Source organism: Rahnella sp. 2050 (assembly GCF_040544515.1).
Classification (GTDB): domain Bacteria; phylum Pseudomonadota; class Gammaproteobacteria; order Enterobacterales; family Enterobacteriaceae; genus Rahnella; species Rahnella aceris.
On record NZ_JBEPKE010000003.1, the window covers coordinates 493,845 to 508,607 of the forward strand.

Annotated in this window: 15 protein-coding genes; 2 read left to right on the forward strand and 13 right to left on the reverse strand. The window is 55.2% G+C overall.

Annotated elements, in window-relative coordinates:
* Positions 1 to 43: 43 nt before the first annotated feature.
* From fucP to ABIC79_RS15915, 7 genes are all read right to left on the reverse strand, one after another.
* Positions 44 to 1,282, reverse strand: coding sequence for an L-fucose:H+ symporter permease (fucP, locus tag ABIC79_RS15885; protein ID WP_013577879.1), 1,239 nt, complete (start codon positions 1,280 to 1,282; stop codon positions 44 to 46).
* 112 nt (positions 1,283 to 1,394) lie between these two features.
* Positions 1,395 to 1,739 (reverse strand): L-rhamnose mutarotase, encoded by a 345-nt coding sequence (locus tag ABIC79_RS15890; protein WP_013577878.1) that lies wholly within the window; start codon positions 1,737 to 1,739, stop codon positions 1,395 to 1,397.
* A complete protein-coding gene (locus ABIC79_RS15895; RefSeq protein WP_037033115.1) occupies positions 1,736 to 2,512 on the reverse strand; it encodes an L-fucose dehydrogenase in 777 nt (258 codons plus the stop codon). Before ABIC79_RS15895 ends, ABIC79_RS15890 begins: the two co-directional genes overlap by 4 nt.
* Complete coding sequence (locus ABIC79_RS15900) at positions 2,512 to 3,366, reverse strand: amidohydrolase family protein (RefSeq protein ID WP_354567741.1); 855 nt, start codon at positions 3,364 to 3,366, stop codon at positions 2,512 to 2,514. The genes ABIC79_RS15895 and ABIC79_RS15900 overlap by 1 nt, the downstream gene beginning before the upstream one ends.
* A 34-nt stretch (positions 3,367 to 3,400) precedes the next feature.
* Positions 3,401 to 4,678, reverse strand: coding sequence for an L-fuconate dehydratase (locus ABIC79_RS15905; protein ID WP_013577875.1), 1,278 nt, complete (start codon positions 4,676 to 4,678; stop codon positions 3,401 to 3,403).
* Positions 4,679 to 4,704: 26 nt separating this feature from the next.
* The gene (locus ABIC79_RS15910) at positions 4,705 to 5,547 is read right to left on the reverse strand and encodes a fumarylacetoacetate hydrolase family protein (RefSeq protein ID WP_217244505.1); all 843 of its coding nucleotides are present in this window, start codon (positions 5,545 to 5,547) and stop codon (positions 4,705 to 4,707) included.
* Between the two features lie 63 nt (positions 5,548 to 5,610).
* On the reverse strand, positions 5,611 to 6,351 hold the full coding sequence (locus ABIC79_RS15915; protein ID WP_013577873.1) for an SDR family oxidoreductase: 741 nt from the start codon (positions 6,349 to 6,351) through the stop codon (positions 5,611 to 5,613).
* Between the two features lie 222 nt (positions 6,352 to 6,573).
* Here ABIC79_RS15915 and ABIC79_RS15920 point away from each other — a divergent pair, with 222 nt between their 5' ends.
* Positions 6,574 to 7,335 carry a FadR/GntR family transcriptional regulator gene (locus tag ABIC79_RS15920; protein ID WP_354567744.1) on the forward strand — a complete coding sequence of 254 codons (762 nt, stop codon included), beginning with the start codon at positions 6,574 to 6,576 and terminating at the stop codon, positions 7,333 to 7,335.
* A gap of 29 nt (positions 7,336 to 7,364) precedes the next feature.
* Here ABIC79_RS15920 and ABIC79_RS15925 read toward each other — a convergent pair whose 3' ends face one another.
* The 4 genes from ABIC79_RS15925 to ABIC79_RS15940 all read right to left on the reverse strand — a co-directional run bounded on the left by ABIC79_RS15925 (position 7,365) and on the right by ABIC79_RS15940 (position 11,776).
* A complete protein-coding gene (locus ABIC79_RS15925; RefSeq protein ID WP_013577871.1) occupies positions 7,365 to 7,514 on the reverse strand; it encodes a DUF2474 domain-containing protein in 150 nt (49 codons plus the stop codon).
* A 58-nt stretch (positions 7,515 to 7,572) separates the two neighbouring features.
* Complete coding sequence (cydB, locus tag ABIC79_RS15930) at positions 7,573 to 8,577, reverse strand: cytochrome d ubiquinol oxidase subunit II (RefSeq protein WP_354567747.1); 1,005 nt, start codon at positions 8,575 to 8,577, stop codon at positions 7,573 to 7,575.
* Positions 8,570 to 10,003, reverse strand: a complete 1,434-nt coding sequence (locus tag ABIC79_RS15935; RefSeq protein WP_112151520.1) for a cytochrome ubiquinol oxidase subunit I — start codon at positions 10,001 to 10,003, stop codon at positions 8,570 to 8,572. Before ABIC79_RS15935 ends, cydB begins: the two co-directional genes overlap by 8 nt.
* Positions 10,004 to 10,537: 534 nt before the next feature.
* The gene (locus ABIC79_RS15940) at positions 10,538 to 11,776 is read right to left on the reverse strand and encodes an MFS transporter (protein WP_013577868.1); all 1,239 of its coding nucleotides are present in this window, start codon (positions 11,774 to 11,776) and stop codon (positions 10,538 to 10,540) included.
* A 60-nt stretch (positions 11,777 to 11,836) separates the two neighbouring features.
* Here ABIC79_RS15940 and ABIC79_RS15945 point away from each other — a divergent pair, with 60 nt between their 5' ends.
* The gene (locus tag ABIC79_RS15945; RefSeq protein WP_354567750.1) at positions 11,837 to 12,823 is read left to right on the forward strand and encodes an AraC family transcriptional regulator; all 987 of its coding nucleotides are present in this window, start codon (positions 11,837 to 11,839) and stop codon (positions 12,821 to 12,823) included.
* Positions 12,824 to 12,900: 77 nt separating this feature from the next.
* On the opposite strand, the gene ABIC79_RS15950 is transcribed toward ABIC79_RS15945, so the two are convergent.
* Both ABIC79_RS15950 and ABIC79_RS15955 read right to left on the reverse strand, forming a co-directional pair.
* Positions 12,901 to 13,800 (reverse strand): proline iminopeptidase-family hydrolase, encoded by a 900-nt coding sequence (locus tag ABIC79_RS15950; protein WP_354567752.1) that lies wholly within the window; start codon positions 13,798 to 13,800, stop codon positions 12,901 to 12,903.
* An 89-nt stretch (positions 13,801 to 13,889) separates the two neighbouring features.
* On the reverse strand, positions 13,890 to 14,645 hold the full coding sequence (locus ABIC79_RS15955) for a LuxR family transcriptional regulator (protein WP_013577865.1): 756 nt from the start codon (positions 14,643 to 14,645) through the stop codon (positions 13,890 to 13,892).
* Positions 14,646 to 14,763 lie beyond the last annotated feature (118 nt).

Here is a 14,763-nt window from a genome sequence, read left to right on the forward strand (position 1 = left end):
GTGGTGAGGGGGAGCCGTCAGATTGTTTTGTATGACAACGTTCTCAGATCGCTGCTTTCGCCCGCTGTTTCACGGCATAAATCAGCACCACGGCGAAACATACCATCGGCAGGGCGTAAGAAACGGCGGTGTTGTAGTGGTCGGCAATCGCGCCCATCAGATACGGCATCACCGCGCCACCGACAATCGCCATGATCATCACCGAGCTGGCGCGTTTGGTTTGTTTGCCCATGTTCTTGACGCCCATCGCGAAAATGGTCGGGAACATGATCGACATGAAGAAGAAAATCGCCACCAGCGCAATCACCGACACATTATCAATACCGGCCACCACCACGCCGCACAGCACAATATTGATGATGGCGTAGACCACCAGCAGCGTGGCCGGGCGGACAAAGCCCATCAGCCAGGTGCTGAAGAAACGCCCGACCATAAAGCTGATCATGCCGACAGACAGCAGATACGACGCGTTCTGGTTCGACAGCGTGTGCCAGTGTTCGGTGGTGTAGTTAATGAAGAAGGCACCGACGCCAACCTGTGCCGCGACGTAGAAGAATTGTGCGATGACGCCGCCGGTGAAATGGCCGTGCTGCCACAATCCTTTCTCGATACCGTGATCTTCCGGAGCGCTTTGCTCGCGGATGTCCGGCAATTTTGTGCGTCCGAACAGGAAGGCAATCAGCAGCACTAACACGGCGATGGCGACGTAAGTGGTTTTCACCGAGGACAATCCGTCCGTCGTGGTGCCTTGTGTGGCGGAGAAGAACAGTGAACCACCGATGATCGGGCCGATGAACTGACCTAAACCGTTGAAGGACTGAGAAAGGTTCAGGCGGCGTTCGGCTCCGGCCGGATCGCCGAGAACGGTAGCGAACGGGTTAGCGGCGGTTTCGAGACAGCCCAGGCCGAGGGCAATCACGAACAATGCGAACAGGAACATGCCGAAGCTGCCTGCGGAGGCGGCGGGCACGAATAACAGTGCGCCCAGGGCATACAGACACAGACCCACCAGGATCCCGGCTTTATAACCGAACCTGTCCATGAAGAAACCGGCGGGCAGGGCGATGATAAAATACGCCCCGAAATAGGCGGCCTGTAGCAGACCGGACTGGGCTTTATTGACGTGCAACACGTCCTGGAAATGCTTATTCAGGACATCCAGCAGCCCGTAGGATAAACCCCACAGGAAAAACAGCGTGGTGACCAGTATGAACGCCAGTCGGAAACCGGACGTCGTTTTGCGCTGCGCATAAGCGGGCGCGGCAGTTTTATCGGCGAGCATGTTGTATTCCTCAGTATCTGGTGACGCATGTAGGGGGTCAGCTCAGGTGGCTGATTTTTTATGTCAGATAACGTGAAAAACGGTTTCTCCCTCATAGCAGGGAGATGTATAGCTATTTCTGATCAGCCAGCGAAAAAATCTTCTCCATTTCCACCCACTTTTCACCGGCGGGCGTCCACGGCGTAGGGCGCTGATACTTCCACATCAGGGCTTCCCATTCGCAGACTTTCGGATCCTCCAGACTGCGGCGTTCGAACAGTCCGCTGTCAAAATCTTCCGTGGTTTCCATCACCATCATCAGGCGGTTGCCCAGCCGGTAAATTTCCATGTCTGCGATGCCATAGCGGCGCAGGTGCGCGGTAATTTCCGGCCAGATTTCGCGGTGATAACGCTGATATTCTTCGATAAGCACCGGATCGTCCGCCAGATCCAGCGCCTGACAATAGCGGCGTTTCATGTTAAGGCCCGGTCGAGATGCATATAACCGCCGTCCACGGTCAGCCACTGGCCGGTGGTGTGCGAGGCGCGGGAAGAGAGCAGGAACACCACGGTGTTGGCGATTTCCTGCGGCGTGGTCATACGCTGTCCCAGCGGAATATGCGAAGTGATTTGTTGCAGCTTTTCTTCGGGATGGTCGAAGCTTTTGATCCAGCGTTCGTACAGCGGCGTCATGACTTCCGCCGGGATCACCGCGTTCACGCGGATACCGTCGCCGAGCAGCGCCGCTGCCCATTCGCGGGTCAGCGCCAGAATGCCGCCTTTGGCCGAAGCGTAACCGCTGGTGTTGCCTTGTCCGGTGAGTGCGGTTTTCGAGCTGATATTGACGATAGCTCCCCGGCTGGCGCGCAGGGCGTTCAGGCTCAGGTGCGCCATCAGGTAATAGTGGATCAGATTCTGCTCGAGCGACTGCACAAAGGCTTCGCGACCGGCATCCAGCCCGACGCTGTCGTTGGCACCGGCGTTATTCACCAGCCCGTCGATACTGCCGTAGCGGGTATGCACCTCATTCACCGCCGCCTTGCAACTGGCTTCGTCGCGCAGTTCAGTCAGTACAAAACTGGCCTGTGGCGAAAGCTGTTGCAGTTTATGCATCAGTTCATTGGCCGGTTCGGTATTGCTGATGATCACCGGAACCGCGCCTTCTTCCGCCAGCGTCAGCGAAATCGCCGCACCGATACCGGAACCGCCACCGGTGACCATCACCACTTTATTTTGCAGATGCAGATTCATCAGTCATTTCCTGTAATCGGTAAAGGCTGTAATCGATAAATCGTGCAGGCATTGCCGCCATAAATGGCTGCCTGCTCGTCAGAACTGAGTGCGGCCGTGGCCTGTTCACATAAATCCCACGGATTTTCATCCCCGTCTGCCAGTAAACACACCGGCCAGTCGGAACCAAACATCAGGCGTCCGGCACCGAAAACGTCCAGTGCGGCATCGAAATACGGCAACAGATCGCGGGCTGACATACCTGCCGGACGCGGCTCGGTCAGCAACCCCGAGAGCTTGCAACTGACGTGTTTTAACGCCGCCAGCGGTGCAATCTGCTGCTTCCAGTACGCTGCACCCCGGCTGAGATCCGGCTTGCCGAAGTGATCGAGCACCAGAAAATAGTCATCATGACGTTCGGCAAATTTTATGGCGTCAGTCAGATGGCGATGCGTCACCAGAATTTCATAGACATAGTCCTGCCGCTGAATCTGGCGAATACCGGCATTGATCGCCGGATCTTCCAGCCACTGCGCAGGCGAAGACTCGTCCTGAACCTGATGACGAAAGCCGCGCAGCAGCGGGTGTGAAATAGCCTCCAGATCCCGTTGCAGCGCGGGTGACGACAGATCCACCCAGCCGGTCACGGCATGCACAAAGTAGGTTTGCTCTGCGATCTCCAGCAGCCAGCGGGTTTCCTGCACAGAGGAACAGGCCTGAACCAGAACCGTGCCCTGAATATCGTGACGTTGTAACGCAGGCCGCAATATCTCCGGCAATAAATCCTGTTTCAGCACCGCCATGTCATCGCCTATCCAGCGATAATCCTGCGGGATGTAGCGCCAGAAATGCTGGTGGCTGTCGATTCGCATCATCGGCGTTCTCCTTGCTGCTTTTCGATCATTAAGGTCAGGCGTGATGGCGGTATCTTTCGATCGACGCCTGATGCATCTCAATGGAGAATCCCGGTGCCTGCGGCGGCATATAGGCCGCGCCCCGGACGTCGCACGGATGCACAAAATGCTCGTGAAGATGGTCAACGTATTCGATGACGCGACCTTCATGCGTACCTGCGATGCACAGATAATCAATCATCGACAGGTGCTGCACGTATTCGCACAGGCCGACGCCGCCCGCGTGCGGACACACCGGCAGATTGTATTTGGCCGCCATCAGCATCACCGCCAGCACTTCGTTGACGCCGCCCATGCGGCAGGCATCAATCTGCACCACGTCGATGGCTTCGCGCATAATGAACTGCTTAAACATGATGCGGTTCTGGCACATTTCGCCGGTGGCGACTTTAACCGGTGCAACGCCCTGACGGATTTTGCGGTGGCCTTCGATGTCGTCCGGGCTGGTCGGTTCTTCGATAAACCAGGGGTTGGCAAAGGCGAGGGCGTTCACCCAGGGGATGGCGTCGTTGGTTTCCCATACCTGATTGGCGTCGATCATCAGTTTGCGGTCCGGGCCGATCACTTCGCGGGCGATGCGCACACGGCGGATATCGTCTTCCAGGTCGCGCCCGACTTTCAGTTTCAGATAATCGAAACCGGCGTCGACCGCTTCCTGACATAAACGGCGAAGTTTATCGTCGGGATAGCCGAGCCAGCCCGCTGACGTGGTGTAGCACGGGTAGCCTTCCGCCAGCAGTTTCTCCGTGCGCCGGGGTTTGTTGTCGGCACGTTGCTGCAATAAGGCCAGCGCTTCCTGCGGCGTGATGCAGTCCGTGATGTAACGAAAATCGATGCAGCGCACCAGCTCTTCCGGCGACATATCGGCGACCAGTTTCCACAGCGGTTTACCGGCGGCTTTGCTCCATAAATCCCACACCGCGTTAACCACCGCGCCGGTCGCCAGGTGGATTGCGCCTTTGTCAGGACCAATCCAGCGCAACTGGCTGTCGCTGGTGAAATCGCGCCAGAACTGGCCCATATCGGCAGTAATGTCCGCCAGTTCGCGGCCCACGATCAGATGTTCCAGCGCTTTAATCGCCGCACAGCAGATTTCATTGCCGCGCCCGATGGTGAAGGTCAGTCCGTGGCCTTTCAGCGCCGGAGTGTCAGTGTCTAAAATCACATACGCGGCGGAATAATCCGGATCCGGGTTCATGGCATCCGAACCGTCCAGCGCCAGCGAGGTCGGGAAACGCACATCTTCAACACGTAAAGCGGTAATCGTTGTCATCGCAAAATTCCTTTAGCTGTAAAGGGTTATGCCTGCACTGTCTTCTGGCGCTGCTCACCCAAACCTTCAATCCCAAGCCGCATCACCTGACCGGCTTTCAGGTACACCGGCGGTTTTTGCCCCAGTCCGACGCCCGGCGGTGTGCCGGTAGAAATGATGTCACCGGGTTGCAGGCTCATGAAGCGGCTGAGATAACTGATGATTTCGGGGATCTGGAAAATCATGGTGCGCGTATTGCCGTTCTGATAGCGCTTGCCGTCAACTTCCAGCCACAGATTCAACTGGTGCGGGTCAGGGATTTCATCCGCTGTCACCAGCCACGGACCGGTCGGGCCGAATGTGTCGCAACCTTTACCTTTGTCCCAGGTGCCGCCGCGTTCAATCTGGAATTCGCGCTCAGAGACATCGTTAATCACGCAGTAACCGGCGACGTGCGACATCGCATCGGCTTCGCTGATATAGCGCCCGCCGGTGCCGATCACCACACCGAGTTCCACTTCCCAGTCGGTTTTGACAGAATCACGCGGGATCTCCACGTCGTCATTTGGCCCGACCATCGCGCTGGTCCATTTGCTGAAAACCACCGGTTCTTTCGGGATCTCCGCGCCGGTTTCGGCGGCGTGGTCGGCGTAATTGAGGCCGATACAGATAAATTTCCCCACCTTGCCGACACAGGCACCCAGACGTGGTTCACCGCCGACCAGTGGCAGCGTGTGCGGATCGAGCTGGCGCAGTTTATCCAGCGTTTCAGGCTGCAGAAATTCGCCGCTGATGTCGGCAATATGTGCGCTGAGATCCCGCAACGTGCCGTTGTCATCCAGCAGGCCGGGGCGCTCAGAACCTGCGTTGCCGTAACGTAATAATTTCATGGGTCAGTGTCCTTCTGTGAAAGTCAGATCGGTGAAAATCAAATGTTTAAAGCCGCTGGCGTGTCAGTTGCTCCAGCCGCCGTCAATAATTTGAACCGTGCCGGTGGTGTATGAACTGGCGTCGGAAGCCAGATACAGCGCAAGCTGGGCGATTTCTTCGGTTTTACCGATGCGCCCGATCGGCTGGCGGGAAACAAACGCCGCATACACCTCGGCTTCGCTGCGGCCTTCGGCCTTTGCCTGTGCCGCGATGCGCTGGCGCAGGGACGGCGATTCCACCGTGCCCGGACAAATCGCGTTACAGCGAATGCCGCGGGTGACGTAATCCGCTGCAACAGAACGGGTCAGGCCAATCACGGCCGCTTTTGAAGCGCTGTAAGCAAAGCGGTTCGGCACACCTTTGATGCTGGAGGCGACGGAAGACATGTTGATCACTGAACCGTGGTTGCGCTCAAGCATGGCGGGCAGAAAAGCGCGGATCATGCGGAACATCGCGGTGACGTTAAGATCGAGCGCAAACTGCCATTCGCGTTCGGTGCAGGTCAGGATATCGCCGCTGTGCACCACGCCGGCGCAGTTGAACAGCACATCGAGCGCGCCGGTTTCTTCTGCCAGCGCAGCAATCGCCTGCGGGTCGGTCACATCAAGCAGACGCGGGGTGATGCCGGGAATATTGTGTAATGCGTCGATGTTGATGTCGGTGGCAATCACCTCTGCGCCTTCACGGGCAAACAGCGTGGCGGTGTTGAAACCGATGCCTTGTCCGGCGGCGGTGATCAGAACTTTTTTCCCGGCCAGGTTCATAACAATTCTCCCTAAAAGGTGCTTTAAAGGCCTAATGGTCAGGCCATTGGAGGTGAAAAAAACGCGTTAAACGCAGTGCTTTTTGTTAAGATGTTCGGCAAGCTTCTGCTTAAAACGCCATTTCGGTTAACCAATTTTTTACATGCATAAAACAAATCAGCAAGATTTTTGTCCGGAAAATGCTAGCTGAATCACTTAATGAGAATTGACCTCAGGTGTCCGATGCCGATAAAAAAATTAGAAAATCCCAGAATATACAGGCAGATAGCTGACCAGCTTAAAACGTTAATTGATAACAAAGAATTTCCGCCCGGCAGCCGTCTTCCGGCCGAGCGTGAACTGGCGAGTCAGCTACAGGTCAGCCGCGCGTCGGTGCGTGAGGCGCTGATTGCGCTGGAAGTGATCGGGCTGGTGGATGTGCGGGTGGGAAACGGCGTGATTGTCCGTCAGCAACCTGCCGTTCCGGCCACGCCTTCGCAGGAGCCGGTGATGTCGCAGGCGGGGCGTAATCAGTGGGCGGATGTGGATGATGAGCTGAATATTGAGCTGGATTTTACGGCTGAACTGCCACCGTTTTCGCTGTTGCAAACCCGTCGTCTGATAGAGCCGGAAACGGCCACGCTGGCGGCAAGAAATGCCACTGACGCCGAACTTGCGGCGATCAGGCAGGCATATGAACAAAACTGTCGCGATAACCGCAATGGCTCGGCAACGCATCCCGGCGACCGGTTGTTCCATATCCGTATTGCGCAGGCCAGCGGAAATCCGGCTTATGCCTTCATCATCGCCCACCTGCTCGGCCACCGTTATGGCACCATGTTCCGCAGCCTGCAATTACACTACACGCCGCAGGACATGCCGCACCGTTCTGAGATTGAGCACCTCGAGATCCTGACAGCGCTGGAGGCCCGTGACAGTCGTGCAGCGAAGAAGGCAATGAAGGAACATCTGGATGCGGTGATTAAGATTTTCGGGCAAGGGTGACAACGGTCGCTGCATCTGACACCGTATTTTTAATGCGACTTCATTCCGGCTGCCGTCATCATCATTCTGAATAAGAATGCCACCACGGCCAGTGATAAAACACTCAATGAATAAATGACGATCAGCCAGACGACGCGTTTCCAGAAGGGCTTCTTACTATTAACGGTCATATCCTGCATCAGGAACCTCCGGTGATAACCGGGCGAAATGCGGTCATTTCGCCCGATACTGTTGCGATCAATGGTAGCCTTCGTTTTCCCTGATTTTCCCCCGGAAGACGTAATAGCTCCAGAAGGTATAAATCAGGATCACGGGGATGATGAACACCGCGCCAACCAGCATAAATGCCAGGCTTTTCTCTGACGATGCCGCATCCCAAATCGAGATGGCCGGCGGAATAATATTCGGCCAGATGCTGATCCCAAGCCCCGAAAATCCGAGGAAAATCAGCGCGAGAGTCAGCAGAAACGGCATATAGTGCGCGTGACTTTTTATCGCCCGCAAAATTCCCCAGGTACAGACTAAGACCAGTACCGGCACCTGCAGAAAGGCGATCAGATTCGGCATGCTGAACCAGCGATGAGCAATATCGGCATGGGTCAGCGGCGTCCAGATGCTGATCACACCGGTGATCGCCAGCAGCGTTATCACCAGGGGTTTAGCCAGACGGCACATCTTCTGATGCAGGGCATTTTCCGTTTTCATGATTAACCATGTACAGCCCAGCAGCGCGTAGGCGACCACCAGCCCGATACCACAAAAAATAGGGAAGGGGGCCAGCCAGCTTAACGCTGAGCCGCTATACGTTCTGCCTGTCACCTCAAAGCCATTAAGCACTGCGCCGACGGCCACGCCCTGACTGAAGGTGGCCACGATGGAACCGGCAATGAACGATTTGTCCCAAAACGGACGGTGCTTTTCGGTCGCCTTGAAGCGAAATTCAAACGCCACGCCGCGAAAAATCAGACCGAAAAGCATCAGGGTTAACGGAATGGTGAGTGCATCGGTGATCACCGAATAAGCCAGCGGGAAAGCGCCGTATAAGGCCGCGCCGCCCAGTACCAGCCAGGTTTCATTACCGTCCCACACCGGTGCAACGGTGTTGACCATCATGTCGCGTTCGGTTTTGTCTTTATTGAACGGGAATAAAATACCGATACCCAGATCAAAGCCATCCATTACGATGTACATCAGGTTCGCAAATACGATAATTCCAAACCATATAATAGTGTAATCAATCATATTTTTTACTTCCCTCAGGATTGCTCAGCCCTTCCTGCGCCGCAGACAGCGGACGCGCCGGTGTGTTTGGCTTACCTGGTCCACCGTGAGAAACCTCATCACCTTCACCGGTCACCGGCCCTTTTTTGATAAGACGCATCATGTAAACGTAGCCAATACCAAAAACGGACGAGTACACCAGCAGGAAAGCTAACAGGCTGAGGCTCATGTGCATTTCACCGTGCGCGGAGACGGCATCGCGGGTGCGCTGAACGCCATAAACCACCCACGGCTGACGGCCAATTTCAGTGGTAAACCAGCCCGCAAGCAGGGCAATCAGACCGGAAGGTCCCATCAGCAGCGTGAACCAAAGGAACGGGCGGGACTGATAAAGCCGCTTTTTATAACGCAGCCACACACCCAGCACGCCTGCCGTGATCATCAGCAGACCGAGCGCGACCATGATGCGGAAAGACCAGAAAACTACCGGCGAATAGGGACGATCTTCTTTCGGAAAATCCTTCAGCGCGGGCACCTGTTTTTGCAGGCTATGTGTCAGGATCAGACTGCCCAGATAAGGGATCTCCAGCGCATATTTCGTGCGTTCCTGCTCCATATCCGGGATGCCAAAAAGAATTAACGGTGTGGCTTCTCCGGGCGGATTTTCCCAGTGCCCTTCAATGGCCGCAATTTTGGCGGGCTGATATTCCAGCGTATTCAGTCCGTGGGCGTCACCGACCATTGCCTGAATGGGGGCGACGATCAGCGCCATCCACAATGCCATGGAAAACATTTTCCGAACCGCTGGCGTATCGTTGCCGCGAAGCAGGTGCCAGGCACCGGAAGCCCCCACAAAGAACGCACTGGCGAGGAAAGCCGCGATTGACATATGGAACAGACGGTAAGGAAATGACGGGTTAAAAATGACTTTAAACCAGTCCGTCGGCACCACGACGCCATTGACAATTTCATAGCCCTGCGGAGTATGCATCCAGCTGTTCGATGCCAGGATCCAAAAGGTGGAGATAAGCGTGCCCAGCGCCACCATACAGGTCGCAAAGAAATGCAGGCCAGGCCCCACCCGGTTCCAGCCGAACAACATCACGCCCAGAAAACCGGCTTCGAGGAAAAATGCGGTCAGCACTTCATAGGTCAGTAAAGGGCCGGTAATGCTACCGGCAAATTGCGAGAATCCGCTCCAGTTGGTGCCGAACTGATAGGCCATCACCAGACCTGACACGACCCCCATGCCAAAGTTAACAGCAAAAATTTTGGACCAGAAATGATACAGATCCCGGTAACTGCGGTTGCCGGTTTTCAGCCACATCCCTTCGAGCACCGCAAGAAAACTGGCCAGCCCGATCGTAATGGCAGGAAATATGATGTGAAAAGACACGGTGAATGCGAATTGTATTCTTGCCAGGTGAAAAGCATCTAATCCAAACATTGCTGACATCCCCTGTGGAGAAAGTGGGACACGTTAATTAAAATTAACATACAGAGTACACTTGTGATTTATACGTGATTAAGATGAAAGGATTGTGCACTGATATTATTTTGCGGGGTAGATACAGTTTGGTGAAAATACACTATAACAGTTCAGGTTATTTTCATTTTTATCATTAAAATTCAATGGGTTAATTGTTGTTTTTTTTCGTGAAGCGAAATTGATTTTATTTCCCGCCTGCGCATGATAGAAATTAAAAACATTGTCGCCAGCATGGTGTAGTTTATTGATTTTTAAGGATTTATATTTAATCTGTATTTTTTACTCCGCCGGGAGTAAATTTTATCCCTAAAACGTATATTCAATTTTAATAAAACTGTTATAGCTCAATCCGGTTCAGGGAAATGAACCGGAAATAGTTTTAACATGATGATAAATTGAGTATTCGGATATAATGGTAACAATGTTTGTGTGGAATTAATTTTAGCTGTTTTTAGGAATTTACTGAATGTTCATCAGCCTATTTCCCTGACGCTATTCGTGCTGGAGGGATGGGGTTTCTGCGCCGTCACCGGACAGGCCAACCCTGACGCACAAGGCAATGATCAGCGCAGCACTTAACATCACAATACCTGCCGTGATAAATACCCCGGAGATCCCCCCCAGTCCGAACATGACGCCTCCCAGTGCCGCACCGGCCGCGATAGAAGATTGCACGGCAGCCACCACCATGCCTCCTGCGCTCTCAGCCTGATCGGGCACCGAGCGGGTTACCCAGTTTGACCAGGCGACGGGGACACCGCCGAATGCCAGCCCCCACAGCAAAACCAGCAGAGTGAGTCCGGTGATCTGAACGGGCAGTAATATCATCCCCAGCGCTGCGATACCGACTAAACAAGGCATCACAATCAGCGTCAGGCGAAGGCTGTAAGTCATTATCCATCCGGCCAGCAATGTACCCGCAAAATTTGCCACTCCGAATCCGAGCAATAGCAGGGCCAGTCCGCCCGCATCTACATGACTCACGCTTTCCAGAGAAGGGCGAATATACGTAAACAGGGCATACTGGCCGGTATGTGCCAGCACGCAGCCGGACATCCCCGTGGCAATGCCGGGACGGCGCAGCAATGTTAAGACTGATGCTATATGTGTAACCTGACGGGGCGCCATGCGCGGTAATGTGAACCACTGAAAAGCAAGAGTGACTCCTCCCACCAGAGCCGCGGCAATGAACGCGCTGCGCCAGCCATAGAGTTCACCGAGAAAGCTTCCCAGCGGCACGGAAACGACGGTTCCCACCGCAATACCACTGAAGATAACCGACAGTGCCCGCGGCACGAGTTTCTCCGGAACCAGCCGCATCGCAACCGCTGCGGCCATACTCCAGAATCCGCCCAGCGCGACGCCAAGCAGGATCCGCATCACCAGCAACACGGCAAGGCTGGAGGAAAGGGCGACCAGCAGGTTTGAGGCGATCATCAGCACAGTAAAACTTAACAGAACGGTTCTGCGGTCAAGCTTACGGGTCAGGCCCGGTACCAGCAGTCCGGCAAACAGCGCGATAACCGCGGTGACCGTCACCGCCTGACCGGCCAATGCTTCCGTCACCTGCAGGTCTGAGGCCATGGGCGTTAACAGGCTGGCTGGCAGGTATTCTGCTGTTAACAAACCGAACACGCCCATGGTGAGGGAGAAGACTGCCATCCATGCTGGCGGAGCCTGTTGCACATCTTGTTGGGTCGCGGGCGCTGAGCCCTCTGTTTTATGATTCATTTCAAATGTTCCTGAAGATTAACGTAGCGCAGAGTCTAGGCAGGATGGTTGAGATGATCTATGATTCGAAATCCTTGTTTTTTGACTATTACTCCTGAAATGACCCAGCACGATCCCTTTGCCCTTTCTTCTGACCTGATCAGTGAACTCCTGACAGGAATGCGTCTGCGTGGTGTGCAATATCGCCGCATCCAGACCGGCTCTGAATTTGGCATGGCGTTCAAACCGAGGCCCGGACATGCTTATTTTCACTATCTTGCCGTCGGTTCCGCTGTTCTTAAAACCGGGGATGGCGCGCTCCATCCATTGTCTGCCGGTGATGTCGTTTTTATGCCGCACGGAATGGCACATCAGCTTCTTTCTGAACCCGGCCATACCGCTCAGGACATTGACGACTTCGATGTCGCCCCATTGGGGGAAGCCGTGAGTGGTGTGGATACCTGCCCGAGCAGGGACACGATACCGGGCGCGATTCTTTTTTATGGCTGCATGGCGTTTGATCTGGGCGGAATGCAAAGTCTGGGTAAACTGATGCCGGAAACCATGGTGGCGGATGCCAAAGGCGAACGCTATCCCGGACTGTTGCCGGTGATGGATTCGATGAAACGTGAAATATGCTCCGGCCGCATCGGCTTTGCAGGCATTCTGGCCCGGCTTGCGGAAGTTGCCGCGGCAATGATTGTTCGCGGGTGGGTGGAATGTGGATGTGAAAATGCCTCAGGCATTGCCGCTGCATTGCGGGAACCCCGGCTGGCTAGGGCAATTCTGGCGCTGCACCGGCAGCCGGGCAGGAACTGGACCGTCGCGGAGCTGGCGGCAGAGTCGCACATCTCGCGCTCGGTTTTCGCCGCGCGTTTTCAATCGATGATTGGTGTATCGCCGTTGCGTTACGTGACGGAACTGCGCATGCAACTCGCCACGCAGTGGCTCTCAGACAGCAAGATTTCTATCGAGAACGTGGCATTTCGTCTGGGTTATACCTCACAGGCTGCGTTTAGCCGGGCTTATAAGCGCATTACCGGGCAATCGCCCGGTGTCAGCCGTTAATGCTGTGAGTCATCGGGGCATAAAGAATATTCCCTCAGGCTGCTTCGGGATAAGCCAGAAGCAGCCTGTATACGTCATCAGCGGGAGCTGTTGCTCTCCAGAAACTCCACGACGCATTTCATACAGGCTTCCCGTTCCTCGACGTGTGGCATGTGGCTCGAATTCTCGAAAATCACCCATTCAGCGCCTTTGATTAAATCCGCGAACGGCTGCACCACGTCGGGAGCGGCTTCATCGTAGCGGCCGGAAATCAGCAATACCGGCACGTTAATGGCGGGCAGGCGGTCGATCACCGTCCAGTCTTTCATGCTGCCAATGACGTGGAATTCAGTCGGGCCGTTCATGGCGAGGTACACCGTCGGATCCTCGTCCATCGCCGCAAAGGTACGTTTTACCTCCTCCGGCCACGGATCGAGACGGCAGACATGGCGGGCATAGAATACCTGCGACGCCGCTTTGTATTCTGCGCTGTTGAGGGTTCCGGCGGCTTCATGTGCCAGTAAGGTTTCCTGAACCTCCGGCGGCAGTTCGCTGCGCAGGCGGGCGGCGGCCTGCAACCAGAGTTCCATCGAGGCCGGTGAGTTGGCGATGACCAGCGCTTTCAGGCCAGGAGGTTGCATGACGGCGTGTTCGGCACCGAGCATGCCGCCCCAGGACTGGCCGAGCAGCGCGTAATCTTTTTCAATGCCCAGATGGCGCAGCAAATTATCCAGTTCCGCCAGAAAGAACGCGGGCTGCCAGAAGCCGGCGGGTTTGTCGGGAAGGTGGGTCGAGCGACCATTACCAATCTGATCGTAGTGGATCACCGCGCGGCCGGTTCCGGCGATATCGCGGAAGGCATCAACGTAATCATGGGTGCAGCCGGGGCCGCCGTGAGCAATAACCAGCGGAGTCTTGCCGTTGTGTAAATCGCCACAGATGCGGTACCAGGTCTGGTATTGCTGAAACGGCGCATAGCCTTCAGTGATGTTGTACATTTTGTTTCCCCTGTCGGTGAATAATAACCACAGGGTAAACATCGGGGCGGCGTTGAACAGCTAGTAAAAAAGATAGAAAACAGGGCAGATTAACTGTCGAGTAAACGGTAATGCATCGCGCGAACCACGGCCTGCACACGGTTACTGGCCCCCAGTTTGCGGGCGGCGGTATTGAGATGGAGCGTGACGGTGGCAATCGACCGGTTGAGTTTGCGGGCGATCTCTTTGGCGGTTAAGCCTTCTGCCGCCCACGTCAGACATTCGCGTTCGCGCTTGCTTAAGCGCACGTGGCGACAGGTGAGAATGCTGCTGTCGAACAGCGGAAACACGCACTCCTGAAAGGTCAGCGCCAGCAGGCTCAGTTCGGCCAATACATCATGAATATCCAGCTCATGTCCCGCACCGGTGTGAATGCCGGTGACCGTCACAAATCCACCATTTGGCAAATGCAACGGCACCGTCGCGCCGCTCGGCATGTTGTTATCGCACATGTAATGGGTGACCGGTTTGTTGAGGTCACTGAGGCGGTTTTGCAGCGAGGTATTGTCCGGGCGCTGATAAGACCAGACAAACGGTGCGCAGCTTTCGAGAGCGTAATGCTGCACCGGATCGACCTGATAATACCCGTTCTCCAGCCATAACCGCTGCATGTCGCCGGGCACATTACACATCCGCAACAGCGACGGTGTGATCAGCTCGCCCTCAAGCGAACGCGGTACCGGCGTGTAGTCGTAAATCAGGGCGTCAAACCCCAGGCGCGAGGTCTGAGCGAAAAGCTGATCAAACGCACCATCAACGGTCGTTTCCCGCAAAGACACTGCACTCTCTTGCACCGCGAGCTTCATGAATTTATCTCCGCATCACTGTTTGCCAGTCTGAATGGGCTGATCGGGCACCGGTTTTGCTCAATCTCACCTGGTAAGGAAAATTTATGCAATCGCGGTGCCACATCGCTGACGGTGC

Coding starts and splice junctions, on each gene's coding strand:
- fucP (WP_013577879.1), bottom strand. CDS start 1,282: ATGCTCGCCGATAAAACTGCCGCGCCCGCTTATGCGCAGCGCAAAACG.
- ABIC79_RS15890 (WP_013577878.1), bottom strand. CDS start 1,739: ATGAAACGCCGCTATTGTCAGGCGCTGGATCTGGCGGACGATCCGGTG.
- ABIC79_RS15895 (WP_037033115.1), bottom strand. CDS start 2,512: ATGAATCTGCATCTGCAAAATAAAGTGGTGATGGTCACCGGTGGCGGT.
- ABIC79_RS15900 (WP_354567741.1), bottom strand. CDS start 3,366: ATGATGCGAATCGACAGCCACCAGCATTTCTGGCGCTACATCCCGCAG.
- ABIC79_RS15905 (WP_013577875.1), bottom strand. CDS start 4,678: ATGACAACGATTACCGCTTTACGTGTTGAAGATGTGCGTTTCCCGACC.
- ABIC79_RS15910 (WP_217244505.1), bottom strand. CDS start 5,547: ATGAAATTATTACGTTACGGCAACGCAGGTTCTGAGCGCCCCGGCCTG.
- ABIC79_RS15915 (WP_013577873.1), bottom strand. CDS start 6,351: ATGAACCTGGCCGGGAAAAAAGTTCTGATCACCGCCGCCGGACAAGGC.
- ABIC79_RS15920 (WP_354567744.1), top strand. CDS start 6,574: ATGCCGATAAAAAAATTAGAAAATCCCAGAATATACAGGCAGATAGCT.
- ABIC79_RS15925 (WP_013577871.1), bottom strand. CDS start 7,514: ATGCAGGATATGACCGTTAATAGTAAGAAGCCCTTCTGGAAACGCGTC.
- cydB (WP_354567747.1), bottom strand. CDS start 8,577: ATGATTGATTACACTATTATATGGTTTGGAATTATCGTATTTGCGAAC.
- ABIC79_RS15935 (WP_112151520.1), bottom strand. CDS start 10,003: ATGTTTGGATTAGATGCTTTTCACCTGGCAAGAATACAATTCGCATTC.
- ABIC79_RS15940 (WP_013577868.1), bottom strand. CDS start 11,776: ATGAATCATAAAACAGAGGGCTCAGCGCCCGCGACCCAACAAGATGTG.
- ABIC79_RS15945 (WP_354567750.1), top strand. CDS start 11,837: ATGATTCGAAATCCTTGTTTTTTGACTATTACTCCTGAAATGACCCAG.
- ABIC79_RS15950 (WP_354567752.1), bottom strand. CDS start 13,800: ATGTACAACATCACTGAAGGCTATGCGCCGTTTCAGCAATACCAGACC.
- ABIC79_RS15955 (WP_013577865.1), bottom strand. CDS start 14,645: ATGAAGCTCGCGGTGCAAGAGAGTGCAGTGTCTTTGCGGGAAACGACC.